Origin of the sequence: Helicobacter sp. MIT 05-5294 (assembly GCF_000765675.1) — a bacterium.
Lineage (GTDB): Bacteria > Campylobacterota > Campylobacteria > Campylobacterales > Helicobacteraceae > Helicobacter_D.
Genome location: NZ_JRPA02000004.1, coordinates 55,896 through 76,555 on the forward strand (window position 1 = coordinate 55,896; position 20,660 = coordinate 76,555).

Here is a 20,660-nt window from a genome sequence, read left to right on the forward strand (position 1 = left end):
AACGCTTTATGAAAACATTAAAACTTTTTGTCTCTGCCATAGAATATTCCGCAAACATTCATCTAGCCAACTTGCTAAAATCCCTGCAACAATCCCAAACTCCCTTTATCCTTTATGGAATCTTTGATAGCACATTATTGCAACAGATTTTAGGAAAAATCCCCGAGATAGCAAACCAAACAGAAGCCAACACCCTAGATTCCTCTCAAGATTCCAACAAAACAACCTCTATGAATTATACTTACTTTTCACAAAACATTTATAATCCCGAATCTTTCCGCATTATGGGTTTTGTTGGGATTTTGAAGCTGATTCCGACTTTTTTCAAGCTCAAAGCCAAACTTGCCCAAATCGCCCTCCAATGCGATATGGCTTTATTTATGGATTCCTCATCGTTTAATATTCCTTTAATTCAATCAATCCGCAAACTTTCCTCCCAAACACAACCATTCAAAAAACCGCGTATTGTTTATTATATTTTGCCGCAAGTTTGGGCTTGGAAACCTAAACGCGCACAAATTTTAAGTGAAATTTGCGATGAATTGTGGGGGATTTTGCCTTTTGAAGCTACATTTTATCCCAAAACTTCCACCATAACTTATGTGGGACACCCCTTGCTTGATGCGATTCCTTATTCTTTTGATTCTCCACAAAAAACACAAAATATCGCTTTTTTGCCGGGTTCTCGCAAAAGTGAAATCCGCGCACTTTTTCCGATTTTCAACCAACTTGCAAAAGATTTGAAATCACAGGGTAAAAACGCGATTTTAATCATTCCAAAAGCCTTTGAAAAGCAGGATTTAAGCGCAATCTATGGAGATATTTGCGCATTTGAAATTTCCTTTGATACTTATGCGGGATTAAAGAAAAGTGAGTTTGCTTTCGTATGTAGCGGCACAGCGACTTTAGAATCCACACTTCTTGGGATTCCGACTATCTTAGCTTATAAGGCAAAATTATTAGATTATTGGATCGCCAAAGCCTTAGTGAAGCTAAATTATATTGGTTTGGCAAATATTTTTCTAGAATTTCATCTCTTTAAAACGCCAAAGAAGAATCCAAATCCCTCTAATTTCCCAATTCACCCTGAATTTTTGCAAAAAGATGCCAATGTAAAAAACCTAAAAAATGCCTATTTGCATTTTGATTATGCGCATTTTTTTGAACAAAAAAAGATTCTTCTTGAATATCTTGCATATGGAAGTGCGGAATCTTGCGCGAAAAAAATAAAAAATTTCGCAAAAAATTTATAAAATAAAGGGCTTTTTAACACTCTTTTTCTTACTATATCAAATTATTTTATCTAAAGGGCATTTATGGAACCTATGACCAAATATGGTTATGATAAGTTGATTTCCGAACTAAAGAATCTCAAAGAAGTTGAACGACCGAAGAATATTATTGAAATTGACACCGCGCGAGAACATGGCGACTTGAAAGAAAATGCGGAATACCACGCGGCAAGAGAGCGTCAGCTATTTTTAGATGCGCGGATTAATGAGCTTACACAGCTTGTTGCAGACGCGCGCGTGATTGACCCTGCAAGTTTAGAACACACTAAAGTTAGTTTTGGTTCAACCATCAAATTAGAAGATTTAGATAGTGGAGAAACTTTCACTTACACGATTGTCGGTGCGACAGAAAGCAATCCCGAAAAAGGCTTGATTTCCTATCATTCTCCCTTAGCCAAACAGCTTTTGGGTAAAGTTACAGGCGATGAAGTCGGTGTAACCCTACCAAAAGGGCGCGTGGATTATGAAATTTTAGAGATTCTCTATAAACCCATTCAGTTTTAGGGAGATTCTATGGCGACACTTAAGATAAAAAAACTCATTCCCAACGCAGTGATTCCACAATACCAAAGCAAGGAAGCTGCGGGATTTGACCTTTGCGCAAGTGAAGGGAAATTGGTAAAAAAAGGCAAATGGGCATTGATTCCAACAGGGCTTAGCTTCAGCTTCCCTAAAAACTACGAAGTGCAGCTGCGTCCAAGAAGCGGATTGGCGTTAAAGCACGGCATTACCCTGCTAAACTCTCCCGGCACGATTGATTCAGACTATCGCGGAGAAATCAAAATCATCGTTATTAATTTAGGCGAAGAGGATTTCACAATCAACGCTGGAGATAGAATCGCACAAGCCGTGCTTTGTAAAATCAAACAAGCAAAAATTAAAATCGTCAAAGCCCTTGATACAACCAAGCGCGGCGAAAGTGGCTTTGGAAGCACCGGAAAATAAATTATCCCCAAAATTTTAAGGAGAAACTTTGAGCTTAAAACAAAATGTAGATTTTATCAAAGAAGAAATGAGCAATGATGAAAAAATGTTAGAGGGGCTTATCCGCTTTGAAGGCTGGTTTAAGCGTTATAAGATTCCTTTGATTGCCTTAGCAGTTGGAATCGTCCTATTATCTCTAGGCTATATGGGCAACAATTATTACCAAGAAAAGAAGCAACAAGAAATTTCCGCCCTCTATACAGAATCGCTAAAAGGCGATGAAGAGGCGATTGCCCTCCTCAAAGATTCTAAAAGCCGACTTTATGACTTATATCTTTTCCAAAATGCACTTAAAGGAAACAATTTAGAAGAGTTAAAGGCTTTGGAATCTTCCAAAGACCCTGTGATTGCCCAATTTGCAAAAGCACAAAATGCATCTTTAAACCACGACTTAAGCACTCTTGATTCGCAGGTTTCTGGCGATTTTGGTTATTTGCAAGCCGCATTTTTGGAGATTCAAGCAGGTAAGATTCAAGAAGCTAAGGTGATTTTGTCCAAAATCCAAAACGATTCTTCCGTTAGAGATTTTGCCAACGCATTAGAACATCTAAGCATTCAAGGAGTCAAAAATGCCCAATAACTCTTTGAAAAAAACTATCACTTCACTACTTTGCTTTTTATTATTTGCTTTAATATTAAGCAGTTGTGGCTCCAAATATTACTTTGAACCAAAAGCTGAAGAGATTAAAGGTAAAGTCTCCTTTAGTAGTTCCCTTCCCTCCCCTATCGTCTCTATATTGCGCGATGGAGCAACCCTAAAAAACGGGCAATTCATCACAAAATATTCCGAGATTCCTGATGTTTATTTGCCACAAAACACACAATATCTCAATCAAACAGAAGATTATTATCTTGCAGGTGCTTACCAAACCCTTTTATTGATTGATAAAGAAAGCAACACGCAAACTTCAATTTCCTTTGACAATACTCCCATTAGCGCATCTATGAATGGGGCATTGATTGCGATTATCTTTGATGATAATTCCTTTGTATTGTATGATTTAAACCAAGGTCGCGTTACTTACAAGCAAGACAGCACTCTAGCCCCCACAAACAATACTTTGATTGCTGCGCCTTACTTTTTAAGTGATATTGTGATTGTGCCAACATTAGATGGGAAGCTCGTGATTGTAGATAAAAATAATATGCAAATGATTCGTAATATTGTTGTTAATGGCGATAAATATTTCAACAATGTTATTTTCTTAGAGGCGATTGGCAATCGTATGGTTGCAGCCACTCCCAAGCGCATTATTTCAGTCAGTCCAAATGTGATTAGCACTTTTAATGCGAATGTCAAAGACATTCTTTTCTTTGAAGATAGAATCTTTATTTTTACCAATGAGGGAGAAGTGATTTTAACAGACCAAGATTTGAACGAAAAGAAAAGAGTTAAATTTCCTTTCGCGCATTTCACCGCAGCAAATCATGGGAGAAATATCGTGATTTTAGAGACACAAGGCTACTTGATTGCATTAGATGATGAATTGCAAAGCAGTGCAATTTTCGCTTTGCCTGATGCAATTACTTCTCCTACATTTTCGGGTATGCGTCAAATTTTTATTGGCAATAGAATCTTAAAAGTGGAATAGAGGGAAATAAATGATTCTCTGTGATATTGGCAATACTTTTTTGCATTTTTATTATCGCGGCAGAATTTGGAAAGAAGAGAAGCACAAATTAACGCCTAAAGATTCCAAAGAACTCATTATGTATATTAGCGTCAATGAGGATTCCACTAACGCGCTACTTTATGCGCACCCTCGCTGTTTTGATTTGACGCCTTATATCAATATTGACACAAACTACAAAGGCTTAGGGGTTGATAGAATCGCGGCTTGTAAGGCAATCAATGATGGCGTAATTGTAGATGCCGGAAGTGCGCTTACAATAGATGTAATGCACCAAGGCATTCACTTAGGAGGATTCATCATGCCCGGAATCGCACAATATCGCAAAATGTTCGGTAGCATTTCTGTGCTAGATTGTGAAATGAATTTAGGAGTAGATTTGGATACTTTTCCACAAAACACGCGTGATGCTGTGAGTTATGGTATGCTAAAATCCATCATCTTAATGCTGCAAAACACTTCCAAAAACAAAAAAATTCATTTCACCGGTGGAGATGGCAAATTTCTCTCAAGATTCTTTAAAGATTGCTTCTATGATGATTTGCTAGTTTTTAAAGGAATGCAAAAAGCCATTAACGAAAACTTCACTTCGCAAGGAATTTATGTATGATAAAAGTCGCATTGCCAAAAGGCAGAATCGCAGAAAAAACACTCAAGATTTTTGAAAATTTCATCGGCGAATCCTTGCATTTTGAAGACCGCAAACTGATTTTAACAAAAAACGATTTTGAATTTATGCTCGTGCGCAATCAAGATGTTCCCGCCTATGTAGAACGCGGAGCAGCGGATATTGGCGTGGTTGGATTAGATGTTTTAGAGGAGCAACAAAGTTCGCTCGTGCGTTTGTTGGATTTGGGATTTGGCAAATGCAAAGTTGCAATCGGCTCTCCAAACCACTACACGCTGGATTTTTCTAATCCTCATTTAAAAATCGCAACAAAAATGGTTAATATCACCAAAAACTTCTTTGCTCAAAAAGCCATTAGCGTAGAAATCATAAAGCTTTATGGCTCTATTGAATTAGCCCCGCTCGTGGGAATGGCAGATGCGATTGTGGATTTGGTAGAAACCGGAGATACTATGCGCCAAAACAATCTTAAAATTGATGAAATCATTATGGAAATTAGTGCTTATTTAGTTGCGAATCCTAATAGTTTCTATGCCCAAAAATCAGAGATTCTAAAGATTCAAGACTATTTCAAAACGCAAGTTTAATCTTAAAAAGGAGTTAGAATGGGACAAACCATCACAGAGAAAATCTTTTCAGACCATGTTGGCAAAGCTGTTTATGCGGGAGAAATTGTTGATTCTCCTATTGATATGATTATTGGCAACGATATTACAACGCCACTTTCTATTAAAGCTTATGAAGAAAGTGGAGCGCAAAAACTCGCAAACCCCGATGGATTCTGCATTGTTATGGACCACTTCATTCCTGCAAAAGACATTGCAAGTGCCAATCAAGCGCGAATCAGTCGTGATTTCGCCAAAAAGCACCAGCTTAAATATTTCTTTGATGAAAAAGATATGGGGATTGAACACGCATTATTGCCCGAAAAAGGCTTGGTTGTCAGCGGAGATGTGATTATTGGGGCAGATTCTCACACCTGCACACACGGGGCTTTAGGAGCATTTAGCACAGGGATAGGAAGCACGGATTTGGCTTATGCGATGATTACAGGCAAAAATTGGTTTAAAGTCCCTAGCGCAATCAAAGTTGAATTTATCGGCAAACCTGCACAACATATTTATGGCAAAGATTTAATCCTAGAGATTATCCGCCAAATCGGCGTAGATGGCGCACTCTATCAAACACTTGAATTTTGCGGAGAGGGAATCGCACACCTTAGCATGGACGATAGATTCTCGCTTTGCAATATGGCAATCGAAGCAGGAGCAAAAAATGGAATCATCGCGCCCGATTTGATTACGCGAGAATTTTTAGCAAGTCGCCCAAGTCTGCGCACAAAGCCAAAAGAATTCTTCTCTGATGCAGATGCGCATTACACGCGCACAATCACAATTGATGTGAGCAACCTAGAACCTGTTGTTGCCTATCCTTATCTTCCAAGCAATGGCAAAAGCATTTCTCAAGCGGTGCGTGATGATTTGAAGATTGACCAAGTTTTCATCGGAAGTTGCACCAATGGACGCTTAAGCGACTTAAAAATCGCAAGTGAGATTCTAAAGGGCAAAAGAGTGCATTCTGATGTTCGCCTCATCATCACTCCCGGAACGCAACAAATCTACAAAGAGGCACATAAATTAGGCTATATTGATATTTTATTAGAAGCTGGTGCGCTCATCTCCAACCCGACCTGTGGCGCGTGTCTTGGCGGATATATGGGGATTTTGGGAGACAAAGAAAGATGTGTTTCTACAACGAATCGTAATTTCGTCGGTAGAATGGGGGCGCGAAATTCTGAAGTCTATCTTGCAAATTCCGCAGTCGCTGCAAAAAGTGCAATCATAGGAAAAATCGCCGACCCACGCAATTAGAGGATTCCAAACTACGCTATTTGCGTATTATTTGGAGTTTTGGGATTCCAACTACACATTATAAAAAGCGTGAAATCCCCAAGTGCGGAATCTAAAAATAATATCAGAATCCCAAACTTCAGCCCTTTCCCTACGATGATAAGGAAGCAACTCCTGCATTCTTTGGAATCTTGCACAAAACTCCCCAAGATTCCTACCAACTCAAAACAAACTCACTACCTTTGCCTTCTTCACTCATGCAAGTAATTTGAAGATTATAGATTTGGCAAATTTGCTTCACAAGCGCAAGTCCAATACCAAAACCGCCTTGATTGGAATTGCTACGATAATAGCGTTTAAAAATCTTATCTAAATTTTCTTTTTTGATTCCACAACCATTATCTTGGATACTCAAGCTCTTCGCTCCCAATCGCACTTGAATCTTCCCGCCCTCCGCAGTGTATTTTAACGCATTATCCAGCAGATTATCCACCACTCTTGCAATCCGACTATAATTCGCTAAAAGATTGGTTTTTGTCTCATTTTCTGATTCTATTGCGACAAGAATCTCAATTTTTTTCTTTTTGAAAAATGGCTGAAAATAAGAAACGCGCTCCTTTACCAATCGTGGCATTTCAACTTTTTCAAGCTTTAGCTCTCTTGCTTCTTCAAAATTATAAAACAACAAATCTTGATAGATTTGCTCTAGCGTTTTTGCAGCAAACACAATGCGTTCAAACTTTTTGTATTGCGAAGCGGTCAATTCCTCAGGCTTAATTCTCTCAATACTCATTAAAATCGCGCTCAAAGGAGTATTAATCTCGTGTGTAGAATCCTTAATAAACGCATTTAAGGCTTGAATCTTCGTCCGCAAAGGATTCAAAGAAAGTGATACCAAAAAATACGCAATCACACTAATCGCCGCTAAGACTAGCAAAAAACTCCCCAACATCAATCCCCAAAGCTTATGAATCTCTGCTTGGATTCCACTCGCACAAAGCACAAAATAAAAATTGCCTTGCGAATACCTAAAATCGTGGTGTCTATGTTGTGTGGATTTCATACTCTCATTTTCTTGCAATCTTTGATTCAAAAAAGCCCAAAAGATTCGCCCTCCTATGCGTTGAGTGATTAGATACATCGTATCTCCAAGAATCACTCTATCATTTTGCCCAAAATTCAAAGAATCTTTTTGCGCATAAAAAACCCTTTCTATCTCCTCTTGATTCTCATCAAGTGCGCTAAAAACCACTTCCCCCTCGCGTGTGATAATCATAAAAGGAATCTGAATTTCCTCTGCAACTTCCGAAAGGAGATTTTGCATATCATCAGCTTGTGTTTGTAACTTTTCTTGCAGATGAATTGTCAGTGTGTGCATATTTTCGCGTAGTGTTACCGCTTTGGATTCTACAATCGCAACCCTTTCTTGCCGATACCAACCCCAAAAAACAATGCCCAAAAACACGCAACTCGTGAGAATATACAAAGCCAAAATTTTTAACGCTGTTTGTCTTGCTTCCATACTTTGCTACTTTGTTGGTTTGTAGCAATATCCCTCACCGCGCCTTGTGAGGATATTTTCTTTGCCAAGTATTTGACGCAGATTCTTAATATACACGCGCAAACTAAGCTCACTTGGCGTTTCATCGTAACCCCAAAGCTTTGAATAAATCCGCTCCAAACTTAAAAAATGCCCCTTATTTTGCAATAGCATTTTTAGCAATTCTCTCTGTTTTGCCGGAATCCCTACGATTTCTCCTTGATGATACAAAATCCCCTCCGCACAATCAAAGCAATATCCATTTCCAAGCTCAAAAACTTCTAATTTTTTCGCGCGTTTTAACTGCGCCTCCACCCGAAGCAACAATTCTGAAAGCTCAAAAGGTTTGCGCAAATAATCATCACAGCCGCTCTTAAAGCCAATTTCAAGGTCTTTAAGAGAATCCAAAGCGGTGATAAAAATCGCTGGTGTTTCCTTGCCACTTTCGCGCAGTGTGTGCAAGGATTCAAAGCCACTTTGTCCTGTAACCATCACATCAAACAATAAAATATCAAAATTTTCTTCATAAGCTTTGTGCGTCGCCTCCACGCCATCACTACAACACACAACCTCATATCCCTCTTCTTCTAGGCACTCGGCAATGATTTCTTGCAACACCATATCATCTTCAAGTAGCAAAATTCTCGCTTTCATCTCTTTCCTTTTATAGGTAGATTATACCACAAGCCAAGCTCTCTTTGCTTGTTTGCTAAGGTTAATTTTCTTGGAATTTCATCGGATTCAACCTTGTTGCGCTATAATTTGATTCAAACTAAAGAGGCTAAAACTATGGAATTAGAAAAAATATTAGAATCCTATCCTAAACATTTTGGCAAAATTCACCGCAATATTGCCTTGCATTTAGACAAAAAAACTTGCATATATGGAGCAAGTGGAATCGGAAAAACCGAAGCTGTCCTAAGCTATTATGCAAAAACCGAATGGAATCCATACAAAAAAATGTATCTCAATCTTAGGGATTCACACCTTTGCTCTTATAGAATCTTGGAATCTCTGCCTGAATTTTTGCAAGAAAACGACATTGATATTTTGATTTTAGATCATTTTAATCCCTCTGTTTTTCCTATTACCATTTTGGATTCCATTGCAAATACGCCACAAATTACGATAATTTCGCAATTTCCCTTTGCCTTAAATGCTTATACTTTATTTGAAATGCCTCCCATTATTTTCCAAGAATTTACAAAAATCCATAAAACCTCGCTTGATGAGAGCTTGAATCTCTATTTGAAGTTTGGCAATCTCCTTGAAGCAGAATCCTTAAACGAATATAAAAAAGGAGATTTTTTAAGAATCCTTGCGGGAGATTCTACGAATTTTTGGATTCTGCAAAACCTCATTTTGCATTTAGGACAAAAAGTCTCCCTCCACCAAATCTTTACCAAACTCAAAAAAGAGGGCAAACTCTCCAAAGATAGATTTTATGAGTATTGCAAGGCTTTGAATGAGAGCAAAATGCTTTTTTGGCTTACCAAATTTGAACACGAATCCGCGCCGAAAAAATTGTATTTTTGGGATTTCACACTCAAAAACACAATTTCATACCAAAGAAATTTCGGGCTATTGTTTGAAAATATGATTTTTTTAGAATTACTCTATCGTTTCCAAGAAGAAGTTTATTACACTGATAAACTAGATTTCTATCTGCCTAATCTCTCGCTTGGGATTCTTTGCGCCCCTTTTATCCAAAGCTCTATCTTGGAGGAACGCTTACACAAAATCACGAAGGAACGCGAGTTTTGCGATTCTTTTTTAATCCTCTCATTAAACCACAAAAAAACAGGTGAAAACTTAGGAATGCCTTATAAGATTCTACCTTTTGAAGAATTTGCTTTAATGGATTCTTTGGTTTAAACGAACTAAATTTATTGGATATTTTGATTTAAATTTGTGGGATAGTGATTTGCTATCACAAGAGATTCTTGCAATAGCAAACATAAGGGTTATTTCAACATAAAGCGTCTTAGGGCATCTTCTACTTCTACCGGATTAGATTTAGAGATAAATTCATCAGCATTTAAAGAACGCGCCATATCTTCGTTGCTACTCCCACTCATTGAAGAATTGACCACAACAGGAATCTTGGAAGTCAGCGGATTCGCTTTGATTTGCTTAATGACTTCAAATCCACTTGCTTCAGGCATTTCTAAGTCGGTAATCACAATTCCAATATTCGCAACATCTGTCCCCTCGGCAAAAACATAATCTAGCAACTTTTGCCCATTCACAAAGGTTTTATGAGCAACACCAAGTTTTTTAAGAATATTTTGCATGGTTTTAATTACACTTGGAGAATCATCTGCAAGTAAAACTTCCTTGCTTGTGATGATTTGTTTGATTTTATTCATTTCGTCATTTTTTTCTGTTTCAATCCACGGGAACACATCAACAAGCATTTTTTCAATATCCACTACCTGCACCAAACGCCCATCAAAATAACGCGTTCTACTCACCAACTTGCTATTTAATCCCGAATTTCCAATCCCTGCACTTTGCTCAATTTCTGTCCATTTTTTATTTAAAATCCTATCCGCTTCATAGATTCTAACTCCAACCGTCCATTTAGAAAACTCGCATATCATAATCACTTCATCATCGCCCGGGTTACGCGTGATAGCATAAGGTTCAAGATTCTTTGTTTTATCACGAGAATCATAATAAAACCACTTGCGCAAATCAATCAAAGGAATCGTAAGCTCACGAATCGTAATCAAGCCCTCTACAAGCGAGCTTCCCTCGTGAGAAACCACGGTGATTTCTCCACGATATTTGACAACTTCACGAATCTTAAACACATTGACCGCATACAAATCTTTATCTTTTTCAAGCCTAAAGCACAAAAGCTGCAATTCATTATTTCTGTGCAAATTGGTTATTTGATCAACATTGGACAAATTTGACATTTCCAAACCTTAAATCTAAAATTTCTCTTATTATAACATAAAGCACATAAAGTTTTAAACACTTTTGTAATATTCTCTAAAGGATTCGCATTTTTCAAACAATTCTTCTTGCGTCCCATTTGCAATGATTCTGCCTTTTTGGAAAAAATAAATTTTTTGCGCTAGTGAAACCGTGGAGAATCTATGCGCAATAATAATTACGATTCTTCCGACAAGCAAGTCTTTCAAAGCCTCTCTGAACTCTTCTTCGGTTTTATTATCTAGCGCACTTGTCGCTTCATCTAAAATCAAAATTTCTGGATTCTTATAAAGCGCACGGGCAATTGCGATTCTTTGACGCTGACCTCCGCTTAAATTCGCGCCTGATTCCTCTAGCATTGTATGGATTCCATTGGGCAAAGATTCTACATATTCCAAAATCCTTGCTTTTTCCAAAGCAGCCCTTACCCTCTCTTCGTTCATTTCGCTCCCATAAGCGATATTTTGAGCGATGCTATCATTAAAAATAAAAATTCTCTGCGTTACAATCGCGATTTTAGAACGCAAACTTTTTTGCGTGAAATCCTGAATATTCTCATCATTAATGCAAACTTCCCCATGACTTGGATCATAAAGACGCAAAAGCAAATTCACTAACGAACTTTTCCCGCCACCACTACTACCGACAAACGCGATACTCTCACCGCGCCGAATCTCTAAGTTGATATTATTCAAAGCCTGTTCTTCTTGATAAAACAAATCTACATTTTTGAAAGCAACTTTTTGGATTGTTTCTTTTAATTCTTTTGCGCCATCTACAATCTTGGCGCGTCTGTCTAGCATTTCAAAGATTCTATCACTTGCGGCAAAGGCTTGTTGCACCTTACTATAAAGACTATTAAGGGTTTTAAAGGGCGTATAAAGCATAAAAAGCGCGGTAGTAAAAGAAAAAAACGCACCTGCAGTAATCTCATCACTAATCACCTTATGCCCACCAACTATCACAACAATCGCAATCGCAATCGCTCCTAAAGTCTCCATGAGAGGCGAGGTAAGCTCGGAAACCCTCACGGTTTTCATTGTGATTTTAAAAATCTCTTTGTTTTGGGCTGCAAACTCCCTACACTCCATTTTCTCACCCGCACTTGCTTTAATAATCTCCATATTATTAAAAATCTCTGCAAGTTTGGAGGACAAATCCGCGCTTTTTTCTTGCAATTTTTTAGAATTTTTCCGCATACTTTTTGCGATTCGTGAGATAGGATAAAGTGCCAAAGGCATCACAACAAGCCCATAAAATGCCAATTCTGGACTTTGGTAAATCACCACACCCACAAGTGCTAGAATCGTCAAAAACTCTTTAATGCCTGTAACGATATAATTAGAAACTGCATTTTGTATGACGCCAACATCGCCTAAAATACGAGAATACAACTCACCTTTGCGGTAGCGGTTGAAAAAATCCATTTCAAAAGTTAGAAACTTATCCAAAAGCGTTTCTTTGATTTGGCGCGTAATGTCTTGCCCCACAAAACTCATAAAATAGCTTTGGATATACGCACCCAAACCTTTGGCAAAATACGCTAAAGTAATCGCAAAAGGCAAAATATGGAGCAATTCCAAATCTTTTGCGATAAAAATATCGTCCAAAACAGGCTTGACGAGATAGGCACTCGCTCCACTCGCAGCCGCAACGAGAATCGTGCCAACAATGGAGTAAAAAAAGTATATTTTATGCTGTTTAATATAAGGAGATAGGCGTTTAAAAAATTGTTTCAAAGGATTCCTTTTGCTTTAATTTTTCTCTAAAAACTAAAAAATAATCGTATCTTGATTGACTTTTGGCTGATATTTGATAGGCGATTCGTCGGTATAATAAACCCTTTCACCATCTACTATGCGACTTTGCACACCTTTTGGAATCACAAACTTGCGCTCCAATCCGGGATCAATACTTAGGATTTTATCAAAAAAGTAAGCAAAGGCAGGTGCAGGAGCAACTCCTCCCGTCTCACTATATCCCATAGGCGTATTATCATCTTTGCCATACCAAACGATCGCTTCAATGCTGGGTGAGAATCCACAAAACCACGCATCTACATTATCATTCGTCGTGCCTGTTTTACCTGCTAATTCAATCCCCTCCACTTTAGCGCGTTTGCCCGTCCCTGCATTCACAGCATTGCGCAAAATATCTACAATCAAAAAACTCTGCTTAGGCTTACTTAGCTCACGCTCTTCACCACTAAAATAGGCAATATCTCCTCTTGAATCCACGATTCTATCCACTAACATTGGAGTGATGACTTTGCCATAATTAGAAAAAACCATAAAGTTTTTTGCCATTTCTAACGGAGAAGCTCCAAAACTCCCCAAAGAAATCGTTAAATCCTTTGGCACTCTTTCAAAACCATATCCCAAAATCTCATTATAGATTCTATCAAATCCCACTTCTTCGACAAGATTAATCGTGGCAAGATTGAGCGATTTTGTCAAAGCAGATTTAAGCGAAATAAAGCCACTTAAATTGCTCCCATAATTCTTAGGTTGCCATTTTTTGCGCACATTGCCTACTTTGTATTCATAAGTCCGCGCAATATCAGGAATCTGATAATTCTGCGCCAAGCCCGAATTAATCGCACTTAGATACAAAAAAGGCTTCACGCTACTTCCGATTTGCCTTTTGCTTTGTGTGGCACGAGAAAAACTGCTCTTTTCATAATCCACCCCCCCAACAAGTGCTAGAATCTTGCCTGTTTTGTTCTCTAGCACCACAAAAGCACCATTAAGCTTTTCTTTTAGAGATTCGTTATCTTTGTGCCGTGATAGGATTTGTTCATAGCCAAAATACAATGCCTCTTGTGCAATCTCTTGATAATCCAAATCAATATTTAGATAAATCTTGTAACCCCCTGTTTTGAGGTCTTCCAAACTCGCCAATTGTCGCTGCACTTCATCAACAACATAAGGAGCGACATTTTTCGTCAAAGTATCGTTATAGACTTTTGGCTTCTCACTTAACCCCGCTTCTAGCACTTCTTGAGAAATCCAACCTATTTCATACATTCTTTGCAAAACATTATTGGCTCTTCCCAATGAAAAATCGTAATTTTTGGTGGGATCATAAAAACTTGGTGCGCGAGGCAAAGAAACCAACATCGCAATTTCTTTAAGCGTTAAATCCTCCATATCTTTGCGGAAATATCCAAGTGAGGCGGTTTTGATTCCATAGAATCCATGCCCAAAATAAGTATGGTTTAAATAAATTTCTAAGATTTTTTCCTTAGTTAGAATCGTCTCTAAACGCAATGCCAACAGAAATTCTTTGATTTTGCGCTCAATTGTTTTCTCACGCGTTAAAGCAAGATTCTTAATAAGCTGCTGTGTAATCGTGCTTCCACCCTCCGCATAACGCGCATTTTTAATATTTTTTAGCATTGCGCGTATGATGGCGTCAATATTCACGCCGGGGTGTTCAAAATACAAAGTATCTTCAATCGCCAAAAGAGCCTCTACAATGCGCGGTGGAATCTCTTCAAAAGACGCGTAGAATCTAAACTCTTCGTCAAAAAGATTCGCAACCAATCGTTCTTGTCTATCAAAAATCTGTGTCGCAATGCGTGGCTGATAATGAATGATTTTATCAGTATCATTACGAATTGCAGAATAAATTTGCACAACAAAGATTCCAATCCCAATCGTAAGAACAATCCCAACAACAATAGAAATTCTAAAAAAAATCTTAATAAAACTTGTTATAAAACCCATCAATCACTCAAATCCAAATCAAATAATAAAGTTTTGGATTTTAGCATAGAAATTTTAAAGTTTAGCTTTTTGTTCCCTGCAATGACAAAAAACAAACCTGTCATTGCGAGGCACATTGCGTAGCAATTTGCTCATACTTGCACAAATTTGAAAAATTTTCGTGGCAATCTATAATGCAAAACATCAAAAGATTCTAAAATGGAATCCTTAAGGCGAGATTCTTCATTATGAATTGCCACGAAGTCAGACGACTTCTCGCAATAACGCAGTAGGTAACTTTCCATTGTCCAACATTATGAATTTGCAAGTGTGAGCAAACGCTACGCAGTGCAATAATAGAAAGAAAGTCTTGTGAGCAATGCGGAATCCGCACCGCAAGGGCGCGTTGCGTTAGCAACTGCCCATTGGAATAAAATTATGGTAAATTAGAAAGTATAGCGCACTTCGATTTGCAAACGATTCCTATCTTCGGAATCTGTTTCTGTTGCAGGTATAGGAGCAGTTCCAGCTTGTTTTGGAGCGACATTTTTATCCCTATCTGTGGTTAGCATTGCATAATACGCGCTTAGTCTTAGGTTTTTATTGTATTGCCAAATAATTGTTGGGGTAATTTCTTGGAAGTCAATATCACCTCTGTTAAGTCTCGCGTATGTTAGCTCATTTGTCCCATTGACATAATCAATTCCAACCGATAGATTCTCTAGCACATCATAATACAAGCTACCATAGAACACACTAAGTGAGTTGCCCTGCAACACACCCGGCATGGATTGTCCTTCAATTGGCAGTGTGGAAATGCTCACGCCTGTTGCGTTGTTTTCAAACCAAATTTGCCCAACTTTGTTAAACGAACCCTCATTATCCAAAGAAACTGCATAAGAATCTTTTGTATTACCCATATAGCCGATTTTCAATGCCAATGGCACATCATAATCATGGAATTTCACTCCCGCTTCTAGTGTATAGAGGTCTGCTCCACCACGGATTCTCTCACCATATACCGCAGGATTAGCAAGAATATGGTCTCTATCATTATCTAAATTTGCAAACGCATATTGTCCTGTAATATGGAAGAGGCTATTGCTAAACCCTAGTTGCATAAACATTCCGCTATCTAAAATATCATCAATCTTAAATCCCCAAACTTGCAATCCGACATTACCCACATCAAAGTCATAGTTACCGATTGCCGCTAGAGTATAAAGAGGCTTAGTGATAGAACCACCTGTGTTGTTTCCTGTAGCAGCTCCAACATAACCCGCTTGGAAATCATCAATACTCCATGAGTCAAATGCACCTGCGACAAATGTCCAATGATTAATATCAGAGTTTAGTGCCAAAATCCCTGTCCCTCTATCATCTAATGGGTCATTAAGCGGGGTTGTTAGAATCATTTTACCCGCTTTAATCGTGGTATTTGTGAAATCTGGTGTAATTACTGCATTAAACTCACCCACGCCAAAGCTTGAATCTTTGCCTGAACCTAAGCCCTTACCTAAGCCGGGAAAGTCATTTCCGTGATTTACATTTTGCTCTGGGTTGTGGTAGCGCACACTTAGATTCATCGCAATCCAATCATCGACAGGAGCTTTAAACAAAGCTTCCGCACGCCATTGGTGTCTTGCTGCACCTCTATCAGAATTATCTTTTACATAATTTCTATCAGTGTATCTATCATCTCTGTAACGATAGCGAAGCATACCGCTAACATCTACACCCCTAATAGCCTCCTCTAAATCCTGCGCACTTGCGGTGCTTGTGATTCCACACACTGCAACACAGGCTGCTAAACTAAGTTTTACAAATTTCATTTTAATCTCCTTACTTTTGTAAAAGTCGGATTTATACTTAAATTATACTTAAATTATACTTAAATTATACACGAAAATGCGATAGAATCGCCACTGCGTCATTGCGAGATTCTTTAATTTGGATTGCTTTGTCGCAACGCTTTGCGCAATGGCGTAACAGAATCCAATCCTAAATAGAAAAGTATTTCGCCTCAATGTGTGGCACAATCAAAGCCGAAGTCGTCGCTTCTGGCGTCATTTGATAGATTTGGCTTAAATGGATTCCAAACTCTTGGGGATTTAGCAACCTAAATAATCCCTCACTTAAAGCCAAATCCGGACACGCAGGATAGCCAAAGGAATAACGCGCACCACATTTGCAATCTAATCTAAGCTCCTCCCTCACGCGCGAATGCACGAAATCTGCCAACGCTTCAGCTAAATCCATACCCAAAGCATGGACCAAATAGTATTTATGGTATTGGGAATCTTTGTATAATTGCTGTTCAAAAGGCGCGAGATGATGTCCGCTAGATACCAAATGCAGGGCGCAAACATCTCCTTGCGGATTAAAATAATCGCTAAGGCATAGATAGGGCTTCTTGCGACTTCGTGGGAATAAAAACTCTTCAGAATCCCTAAAATCACAATCCGCACTTAACTCCAAAATCAAGCCCTCCTCTAAATTCTTAGGCTCTTTTGTGCGCGTGTGAAAATACCCATAAAGCACGATAGGAGCGAAGATTCCACACTCTATTAGTTCAAGCTTTAGCGATTCTAGCATTGGTTCTAGCTCCCGCACCTTTAACTCCAAATATTCCTCTTTTTTAAGCTTACTATAACCCCAACGATGCTTAAAAAGCAAGTCTTTATCTAACAAACCAAATACTTGCTCTATCTCTTGCGCATTAAGCGTTAAAGATTTACGCCCAAAAAATGGTGGTTTGTGGGTTGGATATTGGAAGTTTAACTCGCATTTTGTCGGTTTAGGCGTAGAATCTCGCGCTATTGTCTTAGCAAGTTTTACCGCCAAACGCGATTCCTTGCGCTTGGCAACCTCTTCTTTGGATTCTTCCTCTGCACACTCTTGCCTTGCTAAACTTGCCTTTTGACTTGGTAGCGTCAAATCGCTAAAATCCCCGCTTTGAATGATTTGCATTGCCGCGACACTATCAAATGCGTCTTTGCAATAAAAAATGATTCCATCATAATTTGGTTTGCAAAACTCCTCTACGAAGTTACGATTTAATGCCGCACCACCAAGCATAATAGGAATCGTGATTCCACGCCTTTTTAACTCCTCTAAGTTTTCTTTCATCACCAAAGTAGATTTGACAAGCAAACCGCTCATTCCAATACAATCTACTTTTTGGGATTCTATGACTTCTAAAAACCGCTCCAATTCCGCCTTAATCCCGATATTGACCACTTCAAAACCATTATTGGTTAAAATAATATCCACAAGATTCTTACCTACATCATGCACATCGCCTTTCACCGTTCCAAGCACAATAGTTGTTTTATGCGCACTCTGTTTTTTGGGTAAAAACTCATTGAGATAATCCACGCTTTTTTTCATCACTTCCGCACTTTGTAGCACAAAAGGTAGCTGCATTTCTCCATTTCCAAACCGCTCACCCACGATTTTCATCGCGTCAATTAGAATCTCATTGATAATCTTTTCGGGATTGATTTTATCTTTTGCAGTTGGAAGCAACTTTTGCATTGCGCCCAAATCCCCATTGATAAGGTATTTTTGGATTCTCTCCTCCTCACTTAGATTCTCTTTTTCTTGATTATTTTGTAACTGCATTCCCGCTTTGGATTCAAAATGCTTGATAAACGCATAAAGAGGCGCACTTGTCTTGTCATAATTAAAAATCAAGTCTTCGCAAACTTTAATATCTTCTGCATTCATTTGCGCGTAAGGAATCAAATGTGCGACATTCACGATTGCAGTGCTTAAGCCCTCTAAAACCGCGTGGTGCAAAAACACAGAATTAAGGCAGATTCTCCCCTCTTTGCTAAGTCCAAAAGAAATATTTGAAAGTCCCAAAGTGCTTCCAGCTTTGGGATAGAGTTTGCGCAATTCCTTGATAGCCTTAAGCGTTTCAATCCCCGCGGTAAAATACTCCTCATCTCCGCTACCAATCGTAAAGGTAAGCGTATCAAAGATAATATCTTCCTCGCGCAATTTATGCGTGATTTTCGCGCGTTCCATCATTCTTTTAGCGCATTCTACTTTGCGCTCATAAGTCTTACACATTCCTTGTTCATCAATACTTAGACAGACAAGCACCGCGCCAAATTTTTTCGCTAAAGCTGCGACTTTGTCAAATTTTTCCACGCCATCTTCTAAATTGGCAGAATTGATAATCGGGCGTCCTCCGATTAATTTTAATGCAATCTCTAGCGCATTGACTTGCGTAGAATCGGGCATCAAAGGCAAAGGAATTTTCGTAGCATAGTGTGAAATAAGCTCCTGCATATCATGGCTTTCATCTCTTCCTGCAAACGCCACACTCACATCTAAACAATGCGCTCCACTGCGCACTTGCGCATTTCCTACCCCCAATGCCCCCTCATAATCCTCTGTAAGGAGCAATTCACGAAATGCCTTAGAGCCTGTGGCGTTAGAACGCTCACCAATCAACAAGGGCGCGGGTTGTTGTTGCAATTCCAACACACTAAAGAGAGAAGCAATGCAAGGCTTAAAATCGCCTTTTGGTGGCAATGGAATCGCATTTTTTGTTTTTTGGACAAGTTGCCTAATGTGTTCTGGCGTCGTCCCACAACAGCCTCCAAGCAGCGCGACACCAGGAATCTCCAAGAAGTCCTTTTCAATCGTGCTAAATTCCTCTGCTTCCATAGGATAGAAAGTTACTCCGCCGCGATTCTGTGGCAATCCTGCGTTGGTATGAATAGAGATAGGAAACTTACAAACTTCACTCAAAGCAACTAAATGCTTCCGCGCTAAATCCGGTCCAAGTCCGCAATTCATTCCTAAAGAAAGGAGAGAAAAAGGCTCTAAAATATGAAAAAGCGTCGCAATATCTGTGCCAATCAGCATAGAGCCATTGGTTTCAATCGTAACAGAAACCATAATTGGAATCTCCGGAGCAATCGCCTCACATGCGTGCAAAGCGGCTTTAATCTGCAAAGGATCTTGTGCAGTTTCTAGCAAAATAATATCCGCTCCTGCAGTCTTAAAACCCCCCACGCACTCACAATATCCTTCAAACATACTTTGATAGTCAATATGCCCTAGGCTTGGCAATTTCGTTCCCGGACCCAAAGAAGCCGCCACAAAAAGTGCATTTTGTTGATTTTCTAGCACATTTTTGCGGTGCGATTCTATGCAGGATTTCGCGAGATTGACACCCAAACTCGCAATTTCCCTGCATTGGGATTCCAATCCATATTCTGCCAATACCCACGGCATTACGCCAAAAGTATTTGTTTTAAGGATATTTGCTCCCGCTTGTAAATAGCTTGTATGAATATCGCAAATCACACTAGGCGCGTGAAGATTGAGTGCTTCAGAACAGCCCTCTAGCTTCTCTCCTTTGGAATTTTCTCCCCAACTAGGAATCTCTCTTTTTTGAATCTCTGTCCCCATTGCCCCATCAAGGATTAAAACTTGCTGTTTTAATAATTCACTAATGCTCACTCTAACGCCTTTTTGTCGCACGACTTAGCCATAGCCATAGCCCACCTATCAAAAAGAGGACAAACAAAGGCGCAAGGGCTGGATAATCCCCCAATATTTCAAAACCTTTGATTAGAATCCCGCCCGAAAAATATCCTAGGATTCCAATGCTCACACTCCACAGGATTGCACCTACCGCATTATAGAGATTGAATTTCACCAAAGAATAAGAAGTAAGAGCAATCGCAAGAGGAACGAGAGTCTTGAATCCATAAATGTATTTTTTGACAATCAAAATCACAGAACCATATCTGCGCATTAACAAATGCACCAAGGCGAGTTTGCGCCGATGTTTTGCGAGGTAAGGCTGCATCATTGCCTTTTGGTAACGCGCAAGATAAAACAATAACCAATCACCCAAAAAATTCGCCACAGCCGCGACTAGAATACTAAGGGTTAAATCCATTTTTCCCGCGAAGCTTAAAATACTCGCGCCAACAAGTGCGACGAATCCTCCCCCTAAAGAATAAAGAAATAAAATCGCATAGCCATATTTCGCAATCAAGTCTATTGTTTCTTGCATTATTTTCCTTAAAATTCTAATGGATTTAAAAGCAAAACTTTA

General features: G+C 39.0%; 19 protein-coding genes. 9 read left to right on the forward strand and 10 right to left on the reverse strand.

Going from position 1 to position 20,660, the window contains the following annotated elements; translation table 11 throughout:
* The first annotated feature begins 8 nt into the window (after nt 1-8).
* The 8 genes from lpxB (at nt 9) to LS69_RS03310 (ending at nt 6,406) form a co-directional block, all read left to right on the forward strand.
* Nucleotides 9-1,253 (forward strand): lipid-A-disaccharide synthase, encoded by a 1,245-nt coding sequence (lpxB, locus tag LS69_RS03275; protein WP_138122060.1) that lies wholly within the window; start codon nt 9-11, stop codon nt 1,251-1,253.
* Between the two features lie 63 nt (nt 1,254-1,316).
* Complete coding sequence (gene greA / locus LS69_RS03280) at nt 1,317-1,796, forward strand: transcription elongation factor GreA (RefSeq protein ID WP_194145391.1); 480 nt, start codon at nt 1,317-1,319, stop codon at nt 1,794-1,796.
* 9 nt (nt 1,797-1,805) lie between these two features.
* Nucleotides 1,806-2,237 carry a dUTP diphosphatase gene (gene dut, locus LS69_RS03285; RefSeq protein ID WP_138122071.1) on the forward strand — a complete coding sequence of 144 codons (432 nt, stop codon included), beginning with the start codon at nt 1,806-1,808 and terminating at the stop codon, nt 2,235-2,237.
* A 28-nt stretch (nt 2,238-2,265) separates the two neighbouring features.
* Nucleotides 2,266-2,856: a tetratricopeptide repeat protein gene (locus tag LS69_RS03290; RefSeq protein ID WP_138122073.1), complete on the forward strand. Its 591-nt coding sequence runs from the start codon at nt 2,266-2,268 to the stop codon at nt 2,854-2,856.
* On the forward strand, nt 2,846-3,868 hold the full coding sequence (locus tag LS69_RS03295) for a hypothetical protein (protein WP_138122075.1): 1,023 nt from the start codon (nt 2,846-2,848) through the stop codon (nt 3,866-3,868). Before LS69_RS03290 ends, LS69_RS03295 begins: the two co-directional genes overlap by 11 nt.
* A 10-nt stretch (nt 3,869-3,878) precedes the next feature.
* Complete coding sequence (locus LS69_RS03300) at nt 3,879-4,517, forward strand: type III pantothenate kinase (protein WP_138122077.1); 639 nt, start codon at nt 3,879-3,881, stop codon at nt 4,515-4,517.
* Nucleotides 4,514-5,122 (forward strand): ATP phosphoribosyltransferase, encoded by a 609-nt coding sequence (hisG, locus tag LS69_RS03305; RefSeq protein WP_138122079.1) that lies wholly within the window; start codon nt 4,514-4,516, stop codon nt 5,120-5,122. Before LS69_RS03300 ends, hisG begins: the two co-directional genes overlap by 4 nt.
* An 18-nt stretch (nt 5,123-5,140) precedes the next feature.
* On the forward strand, nt 5,141-6,406 hold the full coding sequence (locus tag LS69_RS03310) for a 3-isopropylmalate dehydratase large subunit (protein ID WP_138122081.1): 1,266 nt from the start codon (nt 5,141-5,143) through the stop codon (nt 6,404-6,406).
* Between the two features lie 11 nt (nt 6,407-6,417).
* On the opposite strand, the gene LS69_RS10345 is transcribed toward LS69_RS03310, so the two are convergent.
* The 3 genes from LS69_RS10345 to LS69_RS03320 are packed head-to-tail and all read right to left on the reverse strand — an operon-like array spanning nt 6,418 to nt 8,579.
* A complete protein-coding gene (locus LS69_RS10345) occupies nt 6,418-6,582 on the reverse strand; it encodes a hypothetical protein (protein ID WP_194145392.1) in 165 nt (54 codons plus the stop codon).
* Nucleotides 6,583-6,599: 17 nt separating this feature from the next.
* Nucleotides 6,600-7,907, reverse strand: a complete 1,308-nt coding sequence (locus tag LS69_RS03315; RefSeq protein WP_138122083.1) for a HAMP domain-containing sensor histidine kinase — start codon at nt 7,905-7,907, stop codon at nt 6,600-6,602.
* Between the two features lie 6 nt (nt 7,908-7,913).
* Nucleotides 7,914-8,579 (reverse strand): response regulator transcription factor, encoded by a 666-nt coding sequence (locus LS69_RS03320; protein ID WP_138122085.1) that lies wholly within the window; start codon nt 8,577-8,579, stop codon nt 7,914-7,916.
* A gap of 135 nt (nt 8,580-8,714) precedes the next feature.
* Here LS69_RS03320 and LS69_RS03325 point away from each other — a divergent pair, with 135 nt between their 5' ends.
* A complete protein-coding gene (locus LS69_RS03325) occupies nt 8,715-9,800 on the forward strand; it encodes an ATP-binding protein (protein WP_138122087.1) in 1,086 nt (361 codons plus the stop codon).
* A gap of 89 nt (nt 9,801-9,889) precedes the next feature.
* On the opposite strand, the gene LS69_RS03330 is transcribed toward LS69_RS03325, so the two are convergent.
* The 7 genes from LS69_RS03330 to LS69_RS03355 form a co-directional block, all read right to left on the reverse strand.
* On the reverse strand, nt 9,890-10,849 hold the full coding sequence (locus LS69_RS03330; RefSeq protein ID WP_138122089.1) for a chemotaxis protein: 960 nt from the start codon (nt 10,847-10,849) through the stop codon (nt 9,890-9,892).
* A 54-nt stretch (nt 10,850-10,903) separates the two neighbouring features.
* Entirely contained in the window at nt 10,904-12,607 is a 1,704-nt protein-coding gene (locus tag LS69_RS03335) for an ABC transporter ATP-binding protein (RefSeq protein WP_138122091.1), read from the reverse strand.
* Nucleotides 12,608-12,640: 33 nt separating this feature from the next.
* Nucleotides 12,641-14,596: a PBP1A family penicillin-binding protein gene (locus LS69_RS03340; protein WP_238699112.1), complete on the reverse strand. Its 1,956-nt coding sequence runs from the start codon at nt 14,594-14,596 to the stop codon at nt 12,641-12,643.
* 131 nt (nt 14,597-14,727) lie between these two features.
* Nucleotides 14,728-14,880, reverse strand: coding sequence for a hypothetical protein (locus tag LS69_RS10350; protein ID WP_194145393.1), 153 nt, complete (start codon nt 14,878-14,880; stop codon nt 14,728-14,730).
* A 141-nt stretch (nt 14,881-15,021) separates the two neighbouring features.
* On the reverse strand, nt 15,022-16,407 hold the full coding sequence (locus tag LS69_RS03345) for a major outer membrane protein (RefSeq protein ID WP_138122093.1): 1,386 nt from the start codon (nt 16,405-16,407) through the stop codon (nt 15,022-15,024).
* A 169-nt stretch (nt 16,408-16,576) separates the two neighbouring features.
* Complete coding sequence (locus LS69_RS03350; protein WP_138122205.1) at nt 16,577-20,050, reverse strand: homocysteine S-methyltransferase family protein; 3,474 nt, start codon at nt 20,048-20,050, stop codon at nt 16,577-16,579.
* A gap of 7 nt (nt 20,051-20,057) precedes the next feature.
* Complete coding sequence (locus LS69_RS03355; RefSeq protein WP_138122095.1) at nt 20,058-20,618, reverse strand: DedA family protein; 561 nt, start codon at nt 20,616-20,618, stop codon at nt 20,058-20,060.
* Nucleotides 20,619-20,660: the final 42 nt, after the last annotated feature.